The organism is Streptococcus sp. LYSM12, assembly GCF_004569635.1.
Taxonomy (GTDB): Bacteria; Bacillota; Bacilli; order Lactobacillales; family Streptococcaceae; genus Streptococcus.
In genome coordinates this window covers 75,018-95,875 of sequence record NZ_SPOZ01000006.1, presented here as the reverse complement: position 1 = coordinate 95,875, position 20,858 = coordinate 75,018, and the positions used below count along the sequence as shown (strand labels likewise).

At 39.0% G+C, this 20,858-nt stretch carries 22 protein-coding genes and 2 pseudogenes; 3 read left to right on the top strand and 21 right to left on the bottom strand.

The annotated features are described in order from the left end of the window. The coding region (locus E4T79_RS03200) for a transposase (RefSeq protein WP_194183773.1) at positions 1-278 on the top strand (278 nt) is incomplete at its 5' end. A 13-nt stretch (positions 279-291) separates the two neighbouring features. Further along, a pseudogene (locus E4T79_RS03195) lies at positions 292-636 on the top strand (IS110 family transposase); the annotation flags it as partial. Between the two features lie 65 nt (positions 637-701). On the opposite strand, the gene E4T79_RS03190 reads toward E4T79_RS03195, so the two are convergent. The 15 genes and pseudogenes from E4T79_RS03190 to E4T79_RS10975 all read right to left on the bottom strand — a co-directional run bounded on the left by E4T79_RS03190 (position 702) and on the right by E4T79_RS10975 (position 11,379). Continuing rightward, positions 702-2,054 (bottom strand): IS66-like element short variant transposase, encoded by a 1,353-nt coding sequence (locus E4T79_RS03190; RefSeq protein ID WP_135027627.1) that lies wholly within the window; start codon positions 2,052-2,054, stop codon positions 702-704. Further along, the gene (locus tag E4T79_RS03185; RefSeq protein WP_245168039.1) at positions 2,008-2,172 is read right to left on the bottom strand and encodes a transposase; all 165 of its coding nucleotides are present in this window, start codon (positions 2,170-2,172) and stop codon (positions 2,008-2,010) included. The genes E4T79_RS03190 and E4T79_RS03185 overlap by 47 nt, the downstream gene beginning before the upstream one ends. Before the next feature lie 96 nt (positions 2,173-2,268). Next, entirely contained in the window at positions 2,269-2,619 is a 351-nt protein-coding gene (tnpB, locus tag E4T79_RS03180; RefSeq protein ID WP_135027624.1) for an IS66 family insertion sequence element accessory protein TnpB, read from the bottom strand. Continuing rightward, the gene (locus tag E4T79_RS03175) at positions 2,600-2,785 is read right to left on the bottom strand and encodes a hypothetical protein (protein WP_135027621.1); all 186 of its coding nucleotides are present in this window, start codon (positions 2,783-2,785) and stop codon (positions 2,600-2,602) included. The genes tnpB and E4T79_RS03175 overlap by 20 nt, the downstream gene beginning before the upstream one ends. A 694-nt stretch (positions 2,786-3,479) precedes the next feature. Beyond that, positions 3,480-3,863 carry a hypothetical protein gene (locus E4T79_RS03165; RefSeq protein ID WP_135027618.1) on the bottom strand — a complete coding sequence of 128 codons (384 nt, stop codon included), beginning with the start codon at positions 3,861-3,863 and terminating at the stop codon, positions 3,480-3,482. Between the two features lie 253 nt (positions 3,864-4,116). Beyond that, a complete protein-coding gene (locus E4T79_RS03160; protein ID WP_280643154.1) occupies positions 4,117-4,434 on the bottom strand; it encodes a hypothetical protein in 318 nt (105 codons plus the stop codon). 120 nt (positions 4,435-4,554) lie between these two features. After that, positions 4,555-4,752 (bottom strand): hypothetical protein, encoded by a 198-nt coding sequence (locus E4T79_RS03155; RefSeq protein WP_228063775.1) that lies wholly within the window; start codon positions 4,750-4,752, stop codon positions 4,555-4,557. 140 nt (positions 4,753-4,892) lie between these two features. After that, positions 4,893-5,585 (bottom strand): hypothetical protein, encoded by a 693-nt coding sequence (locus E4T79_RS03150; protein ID WP_245168037.1) that lies wholly within the window; start codon positions 5,583-5,585, stop codon positions 4,893-4,895. A 427-nt stretch (positions 5,586-6,012) separates the two neighbouring features. Next, a pseudogene (gene tnpA / locus E4T79_RS03140) lies at positions 6,013-6,477 on the bottom strand (IS200/IS605 family transposase). A 174-nt stretch (positions 6,478-6,651) separates the two neighbouring features. Beyond that, complete coding sequence (locus E4T79_RS03135) at positions 6,652-6,963, bottom strand: hypothetical protein (protein ID WP_135027610.1); 312 nt, start codon at positions 6,961-6,963, stop codon at positions 6,652-6,654. A 147-nt stretch (positions 6,964-7,110) separates the two neighbouring features. Further along, positions 7,111-7,980 carry an HlyD family efflux transporter periplasmic adaptor subunit gene (locus E4T79_RS11285; RefSeq protein ID WP_228063774.1) on the bottom strand — a complete coding sequence of 290 codons (870 nt, stop codon included), beginning with the start codon at positions 7,978-7,980 and terminating at the stop codon, positions 7,111-7,113. Positions 7,981-8,004: 24 nt separating this feature from the next. Beyond that, positions 8,005-8,508, bottom strand: a complete 504-nt coding sequence (locus E4T79_RS11280) for a hypothetical protein (RefSeq protein ID WP_228063773.1) — start codon at positions 8,506-8,508, stop codon at positions 8,005-8,007. 31 nt (positions 8,509-8,539) lie between these two features. Beyond that, positions 8,540-8,971 carry an AraC family transcriptional regulator gene (locus tag E4T79_RS03125; RefSeq protein WP_228063772.1) on the bottom strand — a complete coding sequence of 144 codons (432 nt, stop codon included), beginning with the start codon at positions 8,969-8,971 and terminating at the stop codon, positions 8,540-8,542. Continuing rightward, positions 8,964-11,183: a peptidase domain-containing ABC transporter gene (locus E4T79_RS03120; protein WP_135027607.1), complete on the bottom strand. Its 2,220-nt coding sequence runs from the start codon at positions 11,181-11,183 to the stop codon at positions 8,964-8,966. The genes E4T79_RS03125 and E4T79_RS03120 overlap by 8 nt, the downstream gene beginning before the upstream one ends. Positions 11,184-11,211: 28 nt before the next feature. Then, complete coding sequence (locus tag E4T79_RS10975) at positions 11,212-11,379, bottom strand: hypothetical protein (protein ID WP_167752610.1); 168 nt, start codon at positions 11,377-11,379, stop codon at positions 11,212-11,214. Positions 11,380-11,573: 194 nt separating this feature from the next. Between E4T79_RS10975 and E4T79_RS03115 the strand changes: the two genes are divergently transcribed. After that, positions 11,574-12,446, top strand: coding sequence for a helix-turn-helix transcriptional regulator (locus E4T79_RS03115; RefSeq protein ID WP_135027604.1), 873 nt, complete (start codon positions 11,574-11,576; stop codon positions 12,444-12,446). Positions 12,447-12,675: 229 nt separating this feature from the next. Here the strand turns inward: E4T79_RS03115 and rlmD are convergent, their stop codons facing one another. From rlmD to E4T79_RS03085, 6 genes are all read right to left on the bottom strand, one after another. After that, the gene (rlmD, locus tag E4T79_RS03110) at positions 12,676-14,031 is read right to left on the bottom strand and encodes a 23S rRNA (uracil(1939)-C(5))-methyltransferase RlmD (RefSeq protein ID WP_135027601.1); all 1,356 of its coding nucleotides are present in this window, start codon (positions 14,029-14,031) and stop codon (positions 12,676-12,678) included. A 1,064-nt stretch (positions 14,032-15,095) separates the two neighbouring features. Beyond that, positions 15,096-16,379: an LCP family protein gene (locus E4T79_RS03105; protein WP_135027598.1), complete on the bottom strand. Its 1,284-nt coding sequence runs from the start codon at positions 16,377-16,379 to the stop codon at positions 15,096-15,098. 13 nt (positions 16,380-16,392) lie between these two features. Continuing rightward, complete coding sequence (gene pheA / locus E4T79_RS03100) at positions 16,393-17,220, bottom strand: prephenate dehydratase (RefSeq protein ID WP_135027595.1); 828 nt, start codon at positions 17,218-17,220, stop codon at positions 16,393-16,395. Continuing rightward, a complete protein-coding gene (locus tag E4T79_RS03095; protein ID WP_135027592.1) occupies positions 17,211-17,702 on the bottom strand; it encodes a shikimate kinase in 492 nt (163 codons plus the stop codon). Before E4T79_RS03095 ends, pheA begins: the two co-directional genes overlap by 10 nt. Position 17,703: 1 nt before the next feature. After that, positions 17,704-18,990: a 3-phosphoshikimate 1-carboxyvinyltransferase gene (gene aroA / locus E4T79_RS03090; RefSeq protein ID WP_135027590.1), complete on the bottom strand. Its 1,287-nt coding sequence runs from the start codon at positions 18,988-18,990 to the stop codon at positions 17,704-17,706. A 246-nt stretch (positions 18,991-19,236) separates the two neighbouring features. Then, positions 19,237-20,157, bottom strand: coding sequence for an L-lactate dehydrogenase (locus E4T79_RS03085; protein WP_135027586.1), 921 nt, complete (start codon positions 20,155-20,157; stop codon positions 19,237-19,239). Between the last annotated feature and the right edge of the window lie 701 nt (positions 20,158-20,858).

Here is a 20,858-nt window from a genome sequence, read left to right as displayed (position 1 = left end):
ACAGTATGACGAGCGCCTTTTTTACCAAATGGTTTGATAACCAGCTCTTACCCTCTTTGTCAGAGCCACATCTTATTGTGATGGATAATGCCAGCTTCCATCCTAAAGCGAAATTGGATAAGCTTGCCATAGGCAAGGGACATTATTTTCTTCCATTACCTCCCTATTCTCCTGAACTCAACCCGATTGAACAATATTGGGCTACTCTCAAAAACAAGGTTCGGAATCTACTCAGAGCTGGAAAGTCTGTATATGAAAGTTTAGAATACTGTTTATAGACTAAACGACTATATTAAGCTAACGACCTATATCGAAGATATTATGGGGCTCTCTGGTCGTAATCTCCTTCAGCTATTGATGGATGAAACGCCTCTCACCTCTCGCCTTATCCATCAATCCGTTTATACCAGCTTGAAGAAGAAAGTGCCACAGCTTCTGGATGCCTTGGATGGTTATTTCTCTGACCATCATCGCTTCATGTTAAAGCAGTCCTTAGAGATTTATGATTTTTATCAGAAGCAGATTGAGTTGTTGGAAGAGCGAATCAATAGCTATCTATCACAATACGAGAAGCAGGTAGAACTATTGGATTCTATCCCAGGCATTGATATCATTGCGGCCTCTGTCATTATTTCGTAACCGCCCAATAACAAAGTACATAGAAAAAGGCTCCAAAGTCCTGTCGACTCTGGAACCTTTTTCTATTTACATGCTCTCTTAATTTTTTTATCCCATGGCAAATAAGCTTCTAGAACTTCCTTTTTTGCGAGTGTCTCCTCGTTAGGTAAGTGTTCTAGAAGATAGGTCATATATTTCTCTGCATCAAGTCCGTGTCTCTTGGCTGTTTCCAAAAGACTCAGAATGACAGCTGTCGACTTGGCTCCCTCAAAACTTTGGGAGAACAACCAATTTTTTCTGCCCATAACCAAGGTTTTCATTGCTCTCTCAGCCATATTGTTGGACAGGACTAAGTCACCATCCGAGAGAACGGTTCGGAAGGTAGTTTCATATTTAAGACTATACTCCATTGCAGTACCCAATTTGGAACCTGGCAAGACAGACTGTTCACGACACCAGTCGAAGAACTCATCCATCAAGGGAGCCAGCTCTGTCTGACGTTTATGTAGCCGTTCCTCAGTAGACAAGTCAGCCCAGTCACTCTCCAGGGCAAATAGGCGGTCGCAATAGGATAAGCCCTTAGCTCCTAAGGAGGTCTTGTCGGTCTTCTTAGGAGTCGCCTCAAAAAACTTTCTCCTGACATGAGCCCAACAACCAACTAGCTGTGCTTTATCTAACTGCCGATAGGCTGACCACATATCACAATGTACGTAGCCCGCATAGTCCCCGAGAACTTCCTCCACAACCAAGCCACTCCGTCGTTTGTCATGGTGATAGAGGGTGATTCCCTTTTTCTCATGCTTCCCAGATAAGAAGGTCCAGTAGAAGGTCAATTGGCTATCATTTTCCAAGACCTTATAGGAGGTTTCATCCGCATGGAGAATAGGCTGTTTCAGTAATTTCTCGTGCAACAGGTTATAAATCGGTTCGAAATAATACTGACTAGACTTGATATGCCAGTTAGCTATTTCTTTCCGACTGATTGGCAAGCCAAGCTTGTTCCAATCCTCTTCCTGTCGGTAATTGGGTACCTTCAGATTGAATTTCTGGTGAATGGTGTGGGCAATGATAGAGGCTGAACCCAAGCTGTGTGCCAAAGGTGCCTTAGGAACAGGAGCCTTGATAATCTTATCGCTCAGATTCTTCTGACTACACGCCTGACACTTATAGGCATGTTGGACATGGTCAATCCGCTTTAACTGTGCAGGAATAAAGACCAACTCTTGTCGTTGAACAGTAGAGCCAATCTCCTTCATCTGACCATGACAGTCTGGACAAGTGCAGTCTTCGCCCTGCAATTCGTAATGCACTATCTCTGGAGTAAACTGACTAAAAATAGCCTGACGAACTCCCTTAGCTTTCTTGCGTTTATAAGTGATGATCTCTGTTTCAACTGGGTAAGTCGGCTTCTTCTTCAGGAAGGCATTCCTCACCAAACAAGCTCAGATGACTGGGTTGATACACAACCTTCTCTGATGATTTTCCGTAAAGTTTCTGTCTCAGATACTCAACCTGTTCACGAAGGAGGGTTAGCTCATTGGTAAGTTGTTCAATCGTTGAGGTCTATTGTTTAATAATGGCCAATAACTCATCCATACTAGTGAGCCTCCTTCTTTTTTATTTCATTATACCGAAAGAAAAGCCATGATTTCAATAGAAATCACGACTTTTTGAAACATTTATTTTGGGACTGATAGAAAATCCTTTCATGAGCCAGTCTACTTGTTCGGAAGTTAGATCCCTGACCTCTTCTTCATTGTTTGGCCAGGTCAATTTCCCATTTTCAAAACGTTTATACAATAACCAAAATCCTTGTCCGTCCCAATAAAGAGCTTTGAACCGGTCTTTTCGACCTCCGCAGAAGAGATAGACTTGTCCCGAGAAGGGATCCAGATTGAATTGACTTTTGACAAGATAGGCTAGAGAGTCAATCCCCTGACGCATATCCGTTTTCCCGCAAACCAAGTAGACTTGACCTAAATCACTGAGTTGGATGGTCATAATGCAGCACCTTATCCAAGATTGTTTCCATTACTTCAGGGTTGATAGATTGGAAGAATGTGACTTCCAATTTTTCGAGACGAATTTTCATCAGAATATCGTTTCTGCTTTTCTTTTCAAAGCGATGAGATTGAGGAACAGTTAATGGGACGATGGGGTGTGACATAATAAATCCTCCAGTTTTGTTTTTTTATAACAGTATACTGGGGGAGGGAGTGATGGGATAGATACCTTGTTATTGGGCGGTTACGAAACGTTATAGGAGCAGTCATGCTAGACCCCCAATCGTTAGATTTTTGTCTAACTTTTGGGATGCGGTTCAAAGTCTTGTTGTTTTTCATAACTTCTCCTTTAAGTATTGTCTAGGACTCTAAAAATGAATACAAAGTGAATATACACAGTTAACTAGAATACTCTAAAAACACTGGTATATTCACCTTAGCTATAATGTTACTCTTTATTCTAGTAGAATAGACGCATATTCCAAAGAGCTGCTCCAGCGCCAACTGCTACTACTGCAGCTGCTCCCCCAGTTGCCCAAATAATTGGTGCAGAAATTGTTGCTACCTTACCTGTCGATTTAAAATGAACTCATTGAGTTTCCGAACAAGTCTAATATAGAACGTCCAACTTTTGGAGAGCAGTACAGTTGTATTACAAAGTTGATTCTAGAAATCTTAAGGTTTATTAAAAATTTTTATTAAAAATAAAGATCCCAGTATTATAATCACCCCAATTAAAAAGATTGGTAATTCCATTTCCTTATATTTTTCAATATATGGAATGACATACATGCTAAGTAATACAAGTAGTACTCCAATAAGAGCTATGATGATTAAAAAATATTTTTGCCACATAAATTATGTAATATCCCACCAGCCGTTATTTGGATGTTTATCTCCTGAATCCAAATGTCTCGCTAACATCCCACCGACACTCAAGCCTCCTGTTCCTAAGACAAAACCAACAACTTTTCCAGATATTCTATTTGCAGCTTGAACACCTATAAAGTTTACTAAGGCTCCTCTTAGGTATCTAGTAAATGTTTGTCGACCAACAGCTTTTATCGCAGCCTTAAATAAAGCAATTCCTCCGCCACCACCCATAAAATATGCAATTGTAGCGTTAATGGCGGAATTAACACCAAAAGCTAGAGCACCATTAGGTACAGATAATCCCCCATCAAGATACATCATTTCGTCTTGTTCAAGGGCAACATAATTATTTGGTAATACGAGTTCCACAAAAATTCTCCTTTATTATTAAGTACCATTCATACCTTTTATCCCTTTCAAAATTGTAGTTAAAAGGCACTCCCAACAGGTAACAAGCTAGGAAAACTTATCCTGCAACAACATGACCAATAAAGCAAGTTCTGATATGATGATAGAAGCAAGGACAACATTCAATGAATCAAATTCTCTTCTCGAAAGAAAGAAACTAATACATAATAAAATGACGATAAAACATTGAACGATACTTATGATTTTTAACACATTAACCCTTTCCACTAACTAGATCATAAAAACGATTCTCAAACCCAAGTAAAACGATTGCTCCTAATCCTCCAAAGGCAGGAGCGAATGCGGCTCTAATCAACCATTTATTCTTTTGATAATCTGCATTCGTATATCCAGCATAGTACACCCTTTCTCCCAATACATACCCTGTAGAGTACGATGCTCCTCCAATTGCTAAAGCCATTGTAACTATTGCTGAAACCGAAAGAGGTTCTCCACCATCAAGATACATCAAGAGCAACATAATTATTTGGTAATACGAGTTCCATAAGAATTCTCCTTTATCATTAAGCATGGTTAGGTAATTGCCCTAACAAGTAATAGACAACTTAGTTTACATTCCCTAATCCCCCAAGATAAGATATCCTTTCTCTATCTTAGTGTTTATTTTAAGGTAACTAAGGTTCAAACTCAATTATTGTTTAAAACTCAACAGCTCTAAAATCCAATCAAGATATGTTTCTTTATCATATACAATGCGAACTTCAATGCGAACTTCGACGGGCATATCCTTTTGAAAGACGATAGTCTCATTTTCATATTTTAAGGTTAGGTCCTCCAAACCTACAATCACTTTATAGAGGTTTCTATTTCCTTCTTTTGTCTCTTGCACAATTGTTCCCGAATCAATCTGTCTGACCTTTCCCTTGAGAGTTCCATATTTTTGGTTATTCGCAACTTTTAATAATCACACACAGTTGTATTTCTATTTTATAAACAAAGGTGGATTACATCATATCGTTTTTAGGATACCTACTTTAGTGAGTAAACTTCAATTAAAAATTGAAGTTCTGAAATTGCTAGCGACAAAGATAGAGGACTTGTACCATCTAAACTGGCCTCTATGTTCTGTTTCAGTAGAAAGAAATGTGATTTGTCTCCCAACATTTTGTCTAGCAGTACCTCATATCTAGTTTTCTGACTATATTTTCTGAGATATAAATTTAACTTTATAACATCCAGCATTCCATAAAAAGCTCTTTGCTGATTCATATTGTTAAATCGAATATCTTCAAGTAATTCAATTCTTTTATATTCCTCTAGGGGAATATAGTCCTTGACTAAACTCACATAGGACAAAGCAATAAATGGTAATTCAGATTGTGCTTTCAATTTCCAAATAGCTTGGTAATTATCCACTTTAAAATGACAATCCTTCCTAGAGTTTAATATTGTCAGCACTTTTGATTTCAATAAAAACAATTGTTGATTTTCAGCCTTATACAATCCTTGAATAAGTGCTATTATGATTGAAAATGGAATAAGTGGTAAAAGTGAAACATTCGGATATATAAAAGTAAACATTACATAGTAGACAATAAGTGTAATGAAATAAAGGAAGTAATAGAGGATAAAAAAGTTTTTAGATATCCTTGTCTCTTTATCATAGACGACTAGTCCTGGGCTAAAACCCATCAGTTGATTAAAAAAAATCCCACGATACATTCTAGAATACAACTTTATCACTAACAATATGTATACATATATAGGATTTGCTTTACAAAAAACTGATGTTATGAATAGCAGGATTGTGTGCAAACATTGGGATAAAATATAAAACATAGGTATAGATAGAGTAAAGAGCAAGATGATATTAAGCGGGTTAGCAACTATATTCATTTTTATAAATAATGGACTAACACAGAATACACTGCTTATAATAACCAAAAAAAGTAAAATTTTTTCAAAAATATTCTTTGTTTTCATTCCACCACCGCCTATTCAATGTAAATCATGACCACCCGTCAAACGGGTGATTTGAACCGGGGTTATAAGCCCACATTCCTAGCCAGCGCCTAAAGACGCTGGCTTTCACTTTGTTCAAGCCTCACTGCTCTTGACTCGTCACTAGCCTCTCAAAGAGGCAGTTGTACTACTTGCTATTATCCCTAAAGGGATCTTCATACTCTCTCACACTCAGCTTATCTGGTGCGATATCATGTTTTTCTTGCTCTTAGATGTATTTCTTTATGGTGGCTTTATTGAGACCAACCGTACTCGCGTAATATCCCTCTGCCCAAAAATGGCGGTTCTAAAATTTATATTTTAAGGTGGCGCGTTTATCAAACATCATTAAGGCACTTTTACCTTTTAAGTATCCCATGAAACTTGATACACTTATCCGCGGTGGAATGCTGACTAACATGTGAACATGGTCAGGCATCAAATGTCCTTCGATAATTTCTACGCCTTTATAACTACACAAACGTCGGAATAGTTCTCCTAGACTACTTCGATATTGATTATAGATGATTTTTCGTCTATACTTAGGTGTGAAGACAATGTGGTACTTACATAACCACTTTGTATGTGATAAACTATGTGCCTTTTGTGCCATACTTTTCTCCTCTCGCTTTACAATAGGCTTGAACACCTTTATTGTATCGCGTTTGGAGTTTTTTGGGTATAACCTTCGTCGCGCACCCGCATAGCGGGTGGTTTATTTGTCATATAAAACGATGGGCGAATAACTCTATCAGAGTATTCGCCATATAGTTATTTATACCTTATATTAATAGAATAATCTCATATTCCATAAGGCAACACCTGCCCCAGCTGCAACAACTGCTGCTGCTCCGCCCGTTGCCCAAATGATTGGGGCGGAAATTGTAGCAGCTTTGGCCATTAATATCGGATAGCTCGCCACAATTGCTTTCCCAGCATAATTAGTTAGACCAGACTCTCTCATTGCAAATCTTAATCCAGCACTACTAATCCACAATCCTTCAATATTTCGTTTAAAATTATTCCAATCTCCACCATCAAGATACATCATTTCGTCTTGTTCAATAGCTACATAATTATTTGGTAATACGAGTTCCATAAGAATTCTCCTTTATTATTAAGCATGGTTAGGTAATTGCCCTAACAAAGTAGTAGACAACTTAGTTTACAGTCCCTAATCCCCTAAGATAAGATAGCCTCTCTCTATCTTAGTGTTTATTTTAAGGTAACTAAGGTTTAAACTCAATTATTGTTTAAAACTCAACAGCTCTAAAATCCAATCAAGATATGTTTCTTTATCATATACAATGCGAACTTCGACGGGCATATCCTTTTGAAGAACGATAGTCTCATTTTCATGTTTTAAGGTTAAGTCCTCCAAACCTACAATCACTTTATAGAGGTTTCTATTTCCTTCTTTTGTCTCTTGCACAATTGTTCCCGAATCAATCTGTCTGACTTTTCCCTTAAGAGTCCCATATTTTTGACTATTGACACCTGTAATCGCTACATCAACCTTAGCATCTTTGAATACACGGGAAATATCGCTTGCAACTACAAAAGCCTCTACATAGTAACCTTTTTCTTTCCCTGAAATTTCTGCAATAGTCTGCCCTTGTTGGATAGACAGCCCCTGTTTCAATGGAGCAATATAATGTAATGTTCCATCACTTGTGGCTAAAATACTATGAGCCTTATCTTGTCCTGTTGCGATACCGAGATTCGCCTCAAGTTCTGTGATACTTTTATTATTATTCGATCGAGCGGTTCCTAGTTCACTGACTAACTGGGCGTAAACATTATGAGCCTGTGAGGTAGGGTCATTATACGAACGCTCCATATCTCTAATACTACTTTGCTGACCCTCTATCTCACTATTTTTTGCAGTGATATTCGCCCTAATCGTTTCGATTTTCGTAGTTATCTCACGTATTTTTGTTTCTAACTCGGCTCTAGCATCTGTCGCAATGACGGTAGATGAAGTAAACGTACCGCTACTGCTTGTATCCGTTGTCAAATCTGAAATAGGCAACGAAGCTAGTTGTTGCTGGAGTTGAACCAACTCATTTTGTACCGTTTGTAAATCAGTATCTAATTGATTTTTTGTATCAATCAACTTATTTAACTTTACATATTCATCTTAAAGTTTAGAATACTGTGAATCGCTGTTATAACTTTCTGAAGTTAATTGAGACAGATAATATTCTACTTTGCCATAATATTCCTGTTCTTCCCCAGAGTTAGCCATATGATTGACTTTCTCGTTTAATGATTGCTCAAATTTCTGAAATATGGCTTCCTTTGCATGTAACTTCTCCAATTGCTTATTTAGAGAATCAGCCTGCAATCCTTCTTGACCACTAGATAAGGAAAGGATGAGCTCTCCAGATTTTACCGCTTCTCCTTCCGATTTGTGCATCGTTACTACTTTACCTGAGGCAACTGCTGATAGAAACTCTGTCCCTGTTATAACTGCATTCCCACCTGCTTTTACAATATAGTTTTTTGGAATATAAGCCGCACCAATCAGTGCCCCAACTAAAATAAGAGCAGTTGAAATAATGAGAACAAAGGCATAGGCCGGCGGTTTCTTATCAAAGAAAATCCGAGAATAACGTAATTCTGATTTATTATATAGTTTCATAGGCTTATTATTGGTCTAAAAATATCCACTATCATTTTTCAGGAGAAGAGTTGACATAGACTGTATAAACTGTCCCATCAGTCTGTATATCATTTTCATATATGTACAATTCCAATTTTGAATAAGCAAATTGAAGATTCTCTGGACTATCTTCAAAGCGCACATATAAGCAATGGGGAACAGATACAATATCCTGAGTATCATAGATATTCTGATACTGTTGTGCATTATGGGCTTGAACATAAAATTCAAAATCAGTTGTTATGGAACCATCATTATGAATGACCGTTCCACAACTCTTCACAATGAGTGGACCAAACACCTGTGCCTTCACTAATTGCAAATGTTGTTGAAATTTATCAAGTTCATGGTCAACATCTTCTACTTTAGTACCATGTATCTTTTTACAAATGACCTGTTTCAAAACAAGTTTTTTATTATCTTTCACCTCTAGCTTAGCCATACGTAACCTCCTCTGTATCCAACACTGCCTGTGGCTGGAGTTGTTGACTCACCTGAACACTCTGTAAGCCAACCATTCGAGCATACTTCCCATTTTTTGCCATCAATTCTTCATGAGTCCCATACTCTACAATGGCTCCATTTTCTAGGAAACAAATTTTATCACATCGAAGAATGGTAGATAATCGATGAGCTACTACAATTGTTGTCTTACCAATAATCTTATTAAAGATTAAATCTTGGATAATCTGTTCACTAAACGAGTCTAAGTTGGAGGTTGCTTCATCGAAGATATATAAGTCAGCCTTGCTAAGTAAAGCCCTCGCAATAGCCAATCGCTGTTTCTCACCTCCAGAGAAATTTTGACCACCTTCTTCCACAAAAGAAGCATAGCGATTTTGCAGATGCTGAATGGTATCATGAATTCCCACAATACGACAGACTCGCATCATATCTTCATAGGTCGCATCAGGATTACCAATTTTCAGATTGTCAATAATGGTCCCAGTAAATAGTTCAATGGTCTGAGGGATATAGGAAATTTTCTCCCGTAATTCCCCATAGTTCAAATCCAATAAGCCATGATGACCGATACGAATATTCCCTTCACTCGGATGGATGAAACGGAGCAATAATCGAACTAAGGTGCTTTTACCCGCACCGCTTTCTCCTACAAAGGCTATTTTTTCACCTTGTTTTATCGTCAAATTAAAATTTTTAATGACAGGCAACCGTGAACCGTACGCAAAGGTCACATGATTGAACGTAATATTATCCTGTAAGGAAAAATTTCTGACACTGTAATCAAGATTGGTATCCTCTCTGTCAACTTCCATCAATTCCTGAAGGCGACTAACTGCAACTTGTACCTCCTGAAAGGTCAACTGGAGACCAACTAAGTTTTGTACAGGCTCTGTAAAATATTGACTCAAGGTTTGGAATACCAGAAGGTCACCAATCGTCATCTTACTGTCAATGATAAATAATGCTCCTATACCCATAAACAGTAATCCACCAATCGTTGAAGCCATTGAAGAGACTGTAGATTGTACATTTTGTAACACACCCTCTTTGTATCCAATTTCTAAAGTATGCACAAATTTTTCTTCAATTTTATTTAGGCGTTGTTCTTCATCATGTTGTGATTTGATAGTATCAATATTACGAATAGATTCTATTAACTGAGAGTTTAGAAGACCGTTCGCTTCCATTTGTTCGTGGTTAATCTTCTTATAAGGCTTTTTAAAACAGTAGATAAGAATGATATTCACAATAACCATTAACACTAGGATAAGAAACAAGGACTGGTTAATCGTCCATAAGACGAACGCACTAATAACTGATAAGGTGATATCCATAATCAACGAAATAGACACTGATGTAAATACATTCTTTATCGTCATCGCATCTTGGAATCGTGTTAGGACATCCCCTACTCTTCTACTACCAAAAAAACTGTATGGCAGATGGATGATATGATCATAGTATCCCATCAGAACAGGAATATCTATTTTTCGTGATAGAAATAATAAAATATGTTGGCGGAAAGCAGATAGTAGACTCTGTAAAAAAGACACTAGCCCAAAAATAAGTAAGAAAAGATACAAACTATTTTTCAAACCATATGGAATTACCTCATCCATGACAACCTTTGAAAAAAGACTGGATAAAATACCGATAATACTGAGTACAAAGGAAGCCAGTATAACTGTCATTACTAAACCTTTTTGACTAAAAATTAATGAGATAAATAGTTCTAGTAAACCCTTCCCTTTTAATTTTCCTTTTTCAAATTCCGAATTGGGAACCATGAAAAGTGCTATTCCCTGATAGACTTCTTCCATCTCATCACGAGACACCCTAAGCATTCCCCTTGCAGGATCTGCTACAATTAAGATACCATTTTTCTTGATTCGATGCAGCACCACAAAATGGTTCTGTCCCAAGTCATTTTTTATCTGAAGAATAGCAGGAAATGTCAATTTAGAAGTCAAATCTTTTTGTGCAACACGAACAGCTTTGACAGTAAAATTTAGCTTTTCAAGACCAGACACAATCCCACTAACAGTCGTCCCATACATATCCGTTCCGATAATCTCACGAATTTTCATAATAGACAATTCTTTTTTGTAAGATAAAAGAACTGTCGAAACAACTGCTGCCGCACAATCCGACTGATCATGTTGCATCGTACAGGGATATTTTTTGAACATCTCTTTTCTCCAACCACTATTAACTTGATTAATCTGCTTTTCCGACATCAACTCCTGAATAGCTTTGAACAGTAATCTTCCCTATTTGTAGGAACTGAATCTTACTGCTACTGTCCTCATCGGTAGGAATGTTATTCACAAATAGGAGTGTCGCTCCTAGTAATAGCAATGAGATAATTTTTTTAGTTTTCTTCATTTTTGAAACCCTTTCCATTTTTCTTCAATAATATCACTCTATGAATATATTTGTCAATGTTTTTAGGTTCATTTGTTTTATTATGATTTTTTTAGTTGTTTGCAACTTTTTATAAAATACTTTTTTAGGTAAGATAAAAAGAAAAATAGTGTATAATCTATTTATATGAATTACACAGAAAGGGCCACATAGCTATGGAGATTATTGCTGAAAAACTAAAATTTAAAAGAAAAGAATTGAAATTAACCCAACAAGAGTTGGCAGAAGGCATATGCGAACAAAGTCAAGTCAGTAAAATAGAGAGAAAAATCTTTATTCCAGGTGCTGACTTACTATTTAAGCTTTCTCAACGACTTGGCGTCACAGTAGATTATTTCTTCAATGAGAATTTCTCTGAAACCTCTTCACTAATAGACTTTAAAAGGATTTCTCAACGACTTCTGGAAGATAGAAATTATGTTGATTTAGAATATTTCTATCATTTAGAAATTGAAAAAAACTCATATCTAACTGAATATGACAAGGCATATCTAGTCTGGATTCATTCTTTGATTCTATTTTATAGAAATAATAATCAAGATAAAGCTATTGCTCAACTAGAAGCTGCTATCACTAAGTTAAACAATCAGTCTGAACTCTTCTTACTCTCATTGAACACCCTATCAAATTTCTATTCCTTACTGGGGAAGGATGAGAAATACGAGCAGAATTATCGTAGACTTCTACACATATATGAGAATACAGATTTTGACAATCAAAAAAATCTATTTGTCTACATAAAAGTACAATACAATTACGCCCATTACTTACATTCAGTCAAAAATAGGAATATGGAAGCCATTGAAATAGCTCTAGAAACAATCGAGTATTGTAAAAAACATCGCACAGTATATCAACTAGCCCCTCTCTTAACTATATTAGGAAATGCTGGTCAACATATCATGGATAAAAATGAAATCAAAAATTACTATATTGAAGCTAGAGAATTATGTAAAATATTTGATAATAAACTAATGTACATAAAAATCAATGATTACATTAATGAATTAGATAAAATAGAGCCATAAAGCCTAACGATTATATTCCTCTCTAGAACATAAAAAAATAAGGAGCTGAGTACGTTTATTACCATTAGCCCCTAATCTATGGAAACAAATACATCCCCACAGGGTAAATGGAAATAGAATTGGATAATTTCTAGCTATCACTCCTACTCACTCCAAAAAATTACTCACTCTGATACTTCCCCATCCCAAAGCAAAAAGCCTTGCAATCAAGGCTTTCCATTATCCCTTTCTAGGATTTTATGAGCAGAGCAACACACTCCACATGATGTGTCTGAGGGAAGAGGTCGACGGGTTGGATTTTGCTGAGTTTATATCCTTGTTCTTGGTAGCGTTTGAGGTCACGAGAAAGGGTAGCGACATTGCAGGAAATATAGACAATCTTGTCTGGATTCATCTGGATGCTAGCTTCGATAAAACTTTCTGTCAAGCCTTTTCGTGGGGGATCTACAACAATGACACTCGCTTGAATGCCTGCTTTGACCCACTTGGCCATAGCCTTTTCAGCTGTATCACAGACGAAATGGGCATTGGTGATACCATTTAGACACGCATTGCTTTTGCTATTTTCCACCGCTTGAGCCACTACTTCTACACCATAGACTGCCTTTACATGCTTGGCAAAAGAAAGGCCAATCGTTCCGATTCCAGAATAAGCATCGATTACATGGTCATCTGATGTGACATCTGCAAAATCAATGGCTGTCTGATAAAGTTTTTCTGCCATTTCGGTATTGACCTGATAAAAGGACGGCGCTGAAATTTCAAAGGTATTTCCTAGCATTTGGTCAGTGATGACATTTTTCCCATATAGCAAGCGAAACTCTGTCCCAAAGATGACATTGGTGTCGCGTTCATTGATATTTTGCACGATTGAGGTAATCTGTGGAAACTGTGCTACTAAAAGTTCTATCAACTGCTCGATGCGGAAAATTTTTAAACGTGTGGTCACAAAAACGACCATTATCTCGCCTGTGTAATGACCACGGCGGACAATAACGTTTCGGATAAGACCTGATTTTTCTTGTTCATCATAGGGTTTGAGGTCAAAGCGGCGTAACAAATCACGTACGGTCACAATCACTTGATCAATCTCAGAATGCTGGATATAAAAATGTTCAATCGGTATCAAGTCGTGAGAGTGTTTCCTGAAAAACCCCGTTTCTAGTTGCCCATTGACACGGCGGACAGGAACTTGGGATTTGTTACGATAAGCAAAGGGCTGCTCCATACCACATGTAAGAGGAACTTCTATATCCTTGATACCTGCAATCTTGCGTAGGCTATCCTTGACTTGCTTGGTTTTAAAGGCTAATTGTGCCTCATAGTGTAAATGCCCTAAATCTGCAATCCCAGTTCGTAAATAGGTTGCATCAATCGCTTCATTGCGGTCAGGTGAAGTCGTTAGGCGTTCCTCCACCTTTCCATAACCAATTTTTTTATTAACCTTGAGCACACGCATCTGAACCACCTCACCAGGCAAGGCATTTTCCACAAAAAAGACCAAGCCATCTACCTTTGCGATTCCTAGCCCCTCGTGGCTCATATCCACAATCTCTACTTCTACAATATCATTCTTTTTGATCATCTGTCTTCTTTCTATTCCACAGCTACATTGTCAACAAAACGTAGCACAATCTTTCAATACTATCTTCAAGGTTCAATTTCCAAGCTTGGCTACTAATCGTCACTCACTTGATTGGTCTATTTCTAACACCCCTACTGGATTCCTATACTTTCCTAACGATTGATCTATCTTAAATTATTGTCTTTTCGTTTGCTTTTAGTACTAGGCAAGAAGCTGCAGGCTGTACTAGAGTACGGCAAAGTGAGTGAACGAAGTAATAAAAGATAAACGAAATGACTATACTAGTCACCAAATCGCATCTTCTTCCATGACTAAACTTCATGCCCAATCAAGCTCAAAAATTGCTCACTTAAACCTAGTATAGTGTTTTTCAATTTTGATGAAGCACTACACTAGGCAACGAGTCGCCCATATAACAAGAGTTCGGCAAGACGAGATAAGAACTTAAAACTGAGCAACTATATCACAGTTCTTGCATTTAAATTAACGGTTGATTTCCATCAATCCTCATCGTCATTTACTCTTTAAATAGTTTCATCATCAAACAGTCTACGGCTAAAGCACTAGCGGATAACTATTTTTGCTTTTCATTGAGTACCCATTCCGTCTTGGAATTTCCTTGCCAGCCAGTCTTCATCTTTATTGAGGATAGGCAAAGGAGCAAGAAAAAATGTGCTAGCTAGCCGCTTTTCCTTACTTCTCCACTTCTAGGTTTGAGCCGAAAGGGGCTGGGAATAGATCCTTTCACTCCCACCCCGCACAGCTCCATCAGTCAGAGTAGTGACTGTTGGAGGTTGGAAATGAAGCGAATTCGTTCGCGTCAGTCGTAAAGGCCAGATTTGGAGCCTAAAAAGGAAACAACTATGAGTGAACCTGCCCTACCAGTAGAGGTTTTTAACCCATTCCCTTGAACCAACAGGGAACAAGGTTTCATGATTTCCAACCTTCAACGGCATGATAGCTGTTGACAATCAACCTATGCTATGATGCTGATGTGAACTCTGAGAAGTAGAGATAGGCTTTTGTTCAATCCCCATGCTCACATATTTTTTCAAAGAGAAGTATCAACGTAAGCCCAATTCACTCAAGCGATTCTGGTATTTGTCAAAATCAATCTTAATTCCTAGGCCACCATAGATATCATACTCATCTATCCAATCTCCAATGGTAGGAATGGTTGCCTGTTCAACCCCATTTTTAGCATCCAGCATGATAAAGAGACCACTCGTCACTAGAAAATGTTGCGGAATATTAGTAGAGGTCAAGGCATAGACCTTTCCAAATGCTTCGGCTCCAGAAAAGAGTTTCATTGGATTTTTTGCTTGCGTCAAAATAGCTGCAATCACCTGTTGTTGACGTTTGGTCCGTCCGTAATCCGCCTCATCGTCTTTACGGAAACGAGCGTAGTTGAGCAGGGTGGTACCGTTCATTTTCTGCACCCCAACCGGTATCGTCTGATTCGGTACCACACCATTTTCCATATGTAAATCATCTGGAATGTCAACCGATGAAACCTGCTGACCATCTACTGTTCCGAATTGAGCATCGATGGTCACTCCTTCTGGAAAAAGAGTATCGATGGCCGTTGCAAAGGTTGAAAAATCAACAAGAGCATAATATTGAATATTGATGTCAAAATTTTCTTTCAGCACTTCTCTGACATTTTCAGCCCCCTTATGACCATTTTGCTCTCCAAATGTATAGGCGCTATTCAGTTTGTAATCAGCTCCGTCAATATCAATCAAGGTATCACGCATGAAGCTCACGAGCTTAGCTTTTTTATCCTTATTATTGACATTTAAGACCATGATCGAATCTGTCCGCGTCAGGTCTGAGCTTTCACCAGCCCGACCATCTGTCCCTAGGATAAGAATATTTACCCCATTATTGGTAGCCTGACCATTAAAGGATTCAACTAATGGCTTCGTTTCAACGCCTTTCATTCCTTTGACAAACATGAAGCCCAAGCCTGCAAGTAATAAGATAAAGCCCAGTAAGAGTAACCTAAAGAAGCGTTTGAGTCGCCCCTTTTTCTTCTTCCGAATCTTGGGTTGCTTGATAGGACGAGTCTTGGGCTTTTTCTGACGTGGATAGGCAGGTAAGACATCTCCGTCTGAATCCATCTCTAAATCATAAAAATCCTCTGCTTCTTCTGCCCATTCCTCTGGCTCTACTGCCCGACTTCTATGATATGCTTGATGCGATGTTCGCACAATATCGCCCTTTAATTTCCGCTCTAGATAGGCCAATTCTCTTTGCTCCCTATCATTTAGGTAGTGAATATTTTTCCGTAAATAATCTAATCGTAATTCCTCATGATGAGTGAGGTTGCTCTCATATCTTGTCATTGTACTTCCCTTTTCATTGAGCCTGATAAATAAAATAGTCTCCTAAAATCTTATAAGAAATCCCTAAGCTTGTCAATTCTTTTAAGGCATAATCCAATAATTCTGGTTGAGGGTTGCCTACATCAAGTATGAAGAAATACTCTCCCAGAGCCGTTTTCAAGGGCCTACTTTCAATCTTGGTCAAATCAATTCCTCGCCAAGCAAAAACTGACATCGCCTTGTAAAGAGCACCTGGTAGGTTGTCTGGTAAGGTCAGCGCCAGCGAACATTTTCTGACAGTTGATGCCAATGGCAGGGTGAGTGCTGACTTTCCCAATACCCAAAAACGGGTGTAATTCTGGTTCATTTCTTGAATATCTTGCGCAACAATGTTGAGACCATATTCCTGGGCTGCTGCTTGTGGTGCAATCGCAGCAAAAGGCTGGTCTGGATGACTTGCCACAAAGCGCGCTGCATAGGCTGTACTTGCTGTTGCTTCAAGCCGTGCCTGCGGGTAATGCGCATCAATATATTTTTTTCCTTGAGCTAACGCTTGCGGATGAGAGTAAATCACTTGGATATCTCTTGAGTGAGAAGTAACCATGAGCTGTTGAAAAATCGGTTGGATCACCTCAGCTACTGCCCGCAAGTCTGCCTGATGAAAGAGGTAGTCAATCGTTTCATGAACACTACCTTCAATCGAATTTTCAACTGGAATGACTGAATAATCAACCGCATGTTGTTCAACAGCTTTCATAACCTCTGTAATCGTGTCATAAGGTACCAATTCTGCTGCTGGAAAAGTCTGGTGTGCCACTTGGTGCGTAAAGGAACCCCGTGGTCCTAAAAATCCTATATACATTGAATAATCCTTGCTACTTCTTCTGGAATACGGTGGTCTGTATTGATTACCAAATCAGACAACCCCTCATACAGTACCATTCGCCGCTCATAAATACCGCGAAACTCCTCTTTTGAATTGTTCAAAAAAAGGGGACGTTGGAACTTGTGATCCTGCTTAATCCGATCATATAAGACCTCAAACGAAGCGACTAACAATACATTATGCTTCTGGTTCTGACGCAAGAGAAGCCGATTTCTTTCTGCAATAACCACACCACCACCTGTCGAGATGATAAGGTCACCCTCAAGCTGCAGGAGTTCTTCTAAGGTTTCTGATTCAAGTTTCCGAAAGGCAACCTCCCCCTCTTTAACGAAAAAGTCAGAAATGGACATCCCGATTTTTTCTTCAATGATTGTATCCATATCATAGAAAGGACGCTTGATATGCTGAGAAACGGTTGTCTTTCCTACTCCCATAAATCCCAGTAAAAGAATTGCCATACTATTTCTCCTTTAGTAATCCCTCCAAATCATCAAAGAAACTTGGATAGCTAGTATTAATTGCTTCTGCTTGTTCCAAATGCACCTCACCATCTTTTACCAAGAGACTGGCAATAGCTGCCATCATGCCGATTCGATGGTCGCCACAGGTATGAACACTTGCCCCATGAAGTGGTGTTTTTCCTTTGATAATCATACCATCTTCAGTCGGTGTAATGTCTGCTCCCATGCTATTTAAGGTATCTGACACCACCCGAATTCGGTCAGTTTCCTTGACCTTGAGTTCTTCTGCATCACGGATAATGGTTGTCCCATTAGCCTGCGTCGCCAAGAGAGCGATAATCGGTAATTCATCAATCAAACGTGGAATGATATCACCTGCAATTTCCGTGCCCTCTAGCTCAGACGTTTCTACTGTAATCGTTGCAGCTTTCGTCACTTCGTCCACCTGAGTAAGTGCGATAGTGCCTCCCATAGCTTTGATAACCTCTAAAATCCCTGTCCTGGTTTCAGCAATTCCAACATTTTCAAGGACAATCTTAGCATTCGGCACAATGAGTCCTGCCACTAACCAGAAAGCTGCACTAGAAATATCACCTGGCACCTGTACTTCTTGCGCTGTAAAGGTCTGTCCTCCCTTGATACGAATTTCCTTACCCTTGACACAGATGTCTCCACCAAACTGTTGAATCATATCTTCGGTATGATTGCGGGTCAATTCTTTTTCGACAATGGTAGATTCTCCTTGAGCTTGTAGAGCAGCAAAAATGAGTGCGGACTTGACCTGAGCTGAAGCAACGGGTAATTGATAATGAATGCTGGCTAATTCTTTGGTTCCTTTCATGGTCAAAGGTAGCAAATCGCGCTCGGTTTTACCTGCAATCTTTACCCCCATTTGACATAATGGAATCGTTACGCGATCCATGGGACGTCTTGAAAGGCTGGCATCGCCAATCATTGTTACTTCGAAGTCCTGACCGGCCAAGATACCTGCAATCAAGCGAACAGAAGTGCCAGAATTTCCCATATCAAGGGGCTTGGTCGGAGCTTGTAAACCGTCAACTCCTACCCCCTGAATCACAATCACATCTCCCTTATCCTCAATCTGAACTCCCAAGTCACGAAAGACCTGCATGGTTGAGAGCACATCTTCTCCTCGTACAATACCATAAACCTTGGTCACACCTTGGGCCAGGCTAGCAAACATGATCGAACGATGACTAATGGATTTATCACCTGGCACGCGCAAGCTTCCAACCAGTCTGCCTACATTCTTCCTCAACTGCATGACGCTATCCCTCCCAATTTTTTCTTATTATATCACAAACAACAGTATCTCTCATTTTCCGAAAAACACATTCAATCACTCCTAACCAAAGACCTAGAAAACTTTCTGCAAGAGCCCGTATGAATTCCCTTTACTCCTATTTAAGACTAGTTTTCCACTACTCATCTTTGCTTTTTCAGTAGACACCCCTACTCTTTCAAAAAAATGCCTTGATAATCGAAAAACGACTTCCTGAATCAAGCTGCCTTATTTACAGATACAAGTCCTACATTTTTCCTGAATAAAACGGGCCGAAGCGATTAATTTTTTCTCCTCGTCATCTGTCAAATTTAGCTGAACCCGCTCGACAATTCCTGCGCGTCCGACAATGGCTGGATAGCTAAGATAGGTCCCTAAAGGCTCATAGTAGTGAGAAACCGGCAATTCCTCACGGGCATCTGACACGATGGCTAAGACTAAACGAATGGTCGCACTGGCAATACCATAAGAGGTGTATTTTTTAGCATAAAAGACCGTATGACCGCCCATCATCGCTGCTTTTTCCAAGCGTTCCAATTCGGCTGTACTAAGAAAATCAGAAATTGCCTGTCCCTTGACCTTGACTTGACTCCAGGCGGTGAATTGGGAATTGCCATGCTCTCCCAGATTATATCCCTGTACACTTCGAGCATCTATTGTAAATTGCTGAGCGATTGTCCGCTTCATTCTTGCAGTATCCAGCAAGGTACCTGTCCCAATGACAGAATCCTTGGGCAGACCTGTATATTTCTGATAAAGGCTAGTCACGACATCTACTGGATTTGAAATGACCACCAATACTCCCTTAAAGCCAACAGCTTTTAATTGCTGAGCAACAACTGGAACTTCTTTAGCGGTAAATGGAAGCTCTGCAAAGCGATCCGCGTGAGGATTGTCTTGTAACGTGATATTCCCCAAAGCCGAAATGACAACATCAGCATCTGCCAAGGACTGATAATCATTGATTATGATATTGGCATGATGACCAAGATTGGCTGCGGCATCCGCAAAATCCATAGCTTCTGCTGCAACCTTTGCCTCGTTCGTATCAATCAAGACATAGTCATCAAAAGCCCCTTGTGCTATCAAGCCGTGTGCCACCGTTGCACCAACGTGACCTAATCCAATAATTCCCACTTTACGCGTCATAAATGTCCCCTCCTCTATCTCTTCATTCGGATATTCTTAGTCAGTATTCTACCATAATTTAGGTAAGATGTTCATTATTTTCTAGTATAGGCATTTATAGGCAACGAGCTGCAGACTGTACTAAACTACGACAAAGCAAGTTAAGGAAGTAATAAAATAAATTACATGACTATCCAATCACTCGTACACAGCATTGATTCTTAACCCTCTCTTCCCACTTTCAACAGTCTATCCAACGCTTTACTGACTTTATAAGCCTATCATTGCAAACCTACTGTTTTCAACAATTATTGAAAAGCAAATTCTTCACTGCAAAAACAGTCATTTTGGACTCTCTTTGTTCGACACTATCAAAGGCTGTCACATGGTAATGGAAACGAAATGATAATGAACAAGAAACTCAGAAATGGAAGCAACTGTAGAAGGGATTTTCCGCAAGATGAGCGAACGACAGAGGAAGAGGATACTGACCTTTTAGTTTATTTTTAGTACTAGGAAACAAGTTGCAGGCTGTACTGGAGAGTGCGGCAAAGCGAGTGAACGAAGTAATAAAAGATAAACGAAATGACTGTATCATCTTCACCGAGGTATTGATATGATAGCCTTTCCGTTTTGATTCAGGAATAAGCAACAAATCGCAGACACAACTAGGTTGGGAAAGATAAGGGAAGAACCTACTAAATGAAAGCTAAACGACTATG

Bases quoted from the DNA above. Each gene is read 5' to 3' on its own strand.
- tnpB (WP_135027624.1), bottom strand. From the start codon at position 2,619: ATGACCATCCAACTCAGTGATTTAGGTCAAGTCTACTTGGTTTGCGGG.
- E4T79_RS03175 (WP_135027621.1), bottom strand. From the start codon at position 2,785: ATGTCACACCCCATCGTCCCATTAACTGTTCCTCAATCTCATCGCTTT.
- E4T79_RS03160 (WP_280643154.1), bottom strand. From the start codon at position 4,434: ATGCTTAATGATAAAGGAGAATTCTTATGGAACTCGTATTACCAAATA.
- E4T79_RS03150 (WP_245168037.1), bottom strand. From the start codon at position 5,585: ATGTATCGTGGGATTTTTTTTAATCAACTGATGGGTTTTAGCCCAGGA.
- E4T79_RS03135 (WP_135027610.1), bottom strand. From the start codon at position 6,963: ATGGAACTCGTATTACCAAATAATTATGTAGCTATTGAACAAGACGAA.
- E4T79_RS11280 (WP_228063773.1), bottom strand. From the start codon at position 8,508: ATGAAACTATATAATAAATCAGAATTACGTTATTCTCGGATTTTCTTT.
- E4T79_RS03125 (WP_228063772.1), bottom strand. From the start codon at position 8,971: ATGGCTAAGCTAGAGGTGAAAGATAATAAAAAACTTGTTTTGAAACAG.
- E4T79_RS03120 (WP_135027607.1), bottom strand. From the start codon at position 11,183: ATGTTCAAAAAATATCCCTGTACGATGCAACATGATCAGTCGGATTGT.
- E4T79_RS10975 (WP_167752610.1), bottom strand. From the start codon at position 11,379: ATGAAGAAAACTAAAAAAATTATCTCATTGCTATTACTAGGAGCGACA.
- E4T79_RS03115 (WP_135027604.1), top strand. From the start codon at position 11,574: ATGGAGATTATTGCTGAAAAACTAAAATTTAAAAGAAAAGAATTGAAA.
- rlmD (WP_135027601.1), bottom strand. From the start codon at position 14,031: ATGATCAAAAAGAATGATATTGTAGAAGTAGAGATTGTGGATATGAGC.
- E4T79_RS03105 (WP_135027598.1), bottom strand. From the start codon at position 16,379: ATGACAAGATATGAGAGCAACCTCACTCATCATGAGGAATTACGATTA.
- pheA (WP_135027595.1), bottom strand. From the start codon at position 17,220: ATGTATATAGGATTTTTAGGACCACGGGGTTCCTTTACGCACCAAGTG.
- E4T79_RS03095 (WP_135027592.1), bottom strand. From the start codon at position 17,702: ATGGCAATTCTTTTACTGGGATTTATGGGAGTAGGAAAGACAACCGTT.
- aroA (WP_135027590.1), bottom strand. From the start codon at position 18,990: ATGCAGTTGAGGAAGAATGTAGGCAGACTGGTTGGAAGCTTGCGCGTG.
- E4T79_RS03085 (WP_135027586.1), bottom strand. From the start codon at position 20,157: ATGACGCGTAAAGTGGGAATTATTGGATTAGGTCACGTTGGTGCAACG.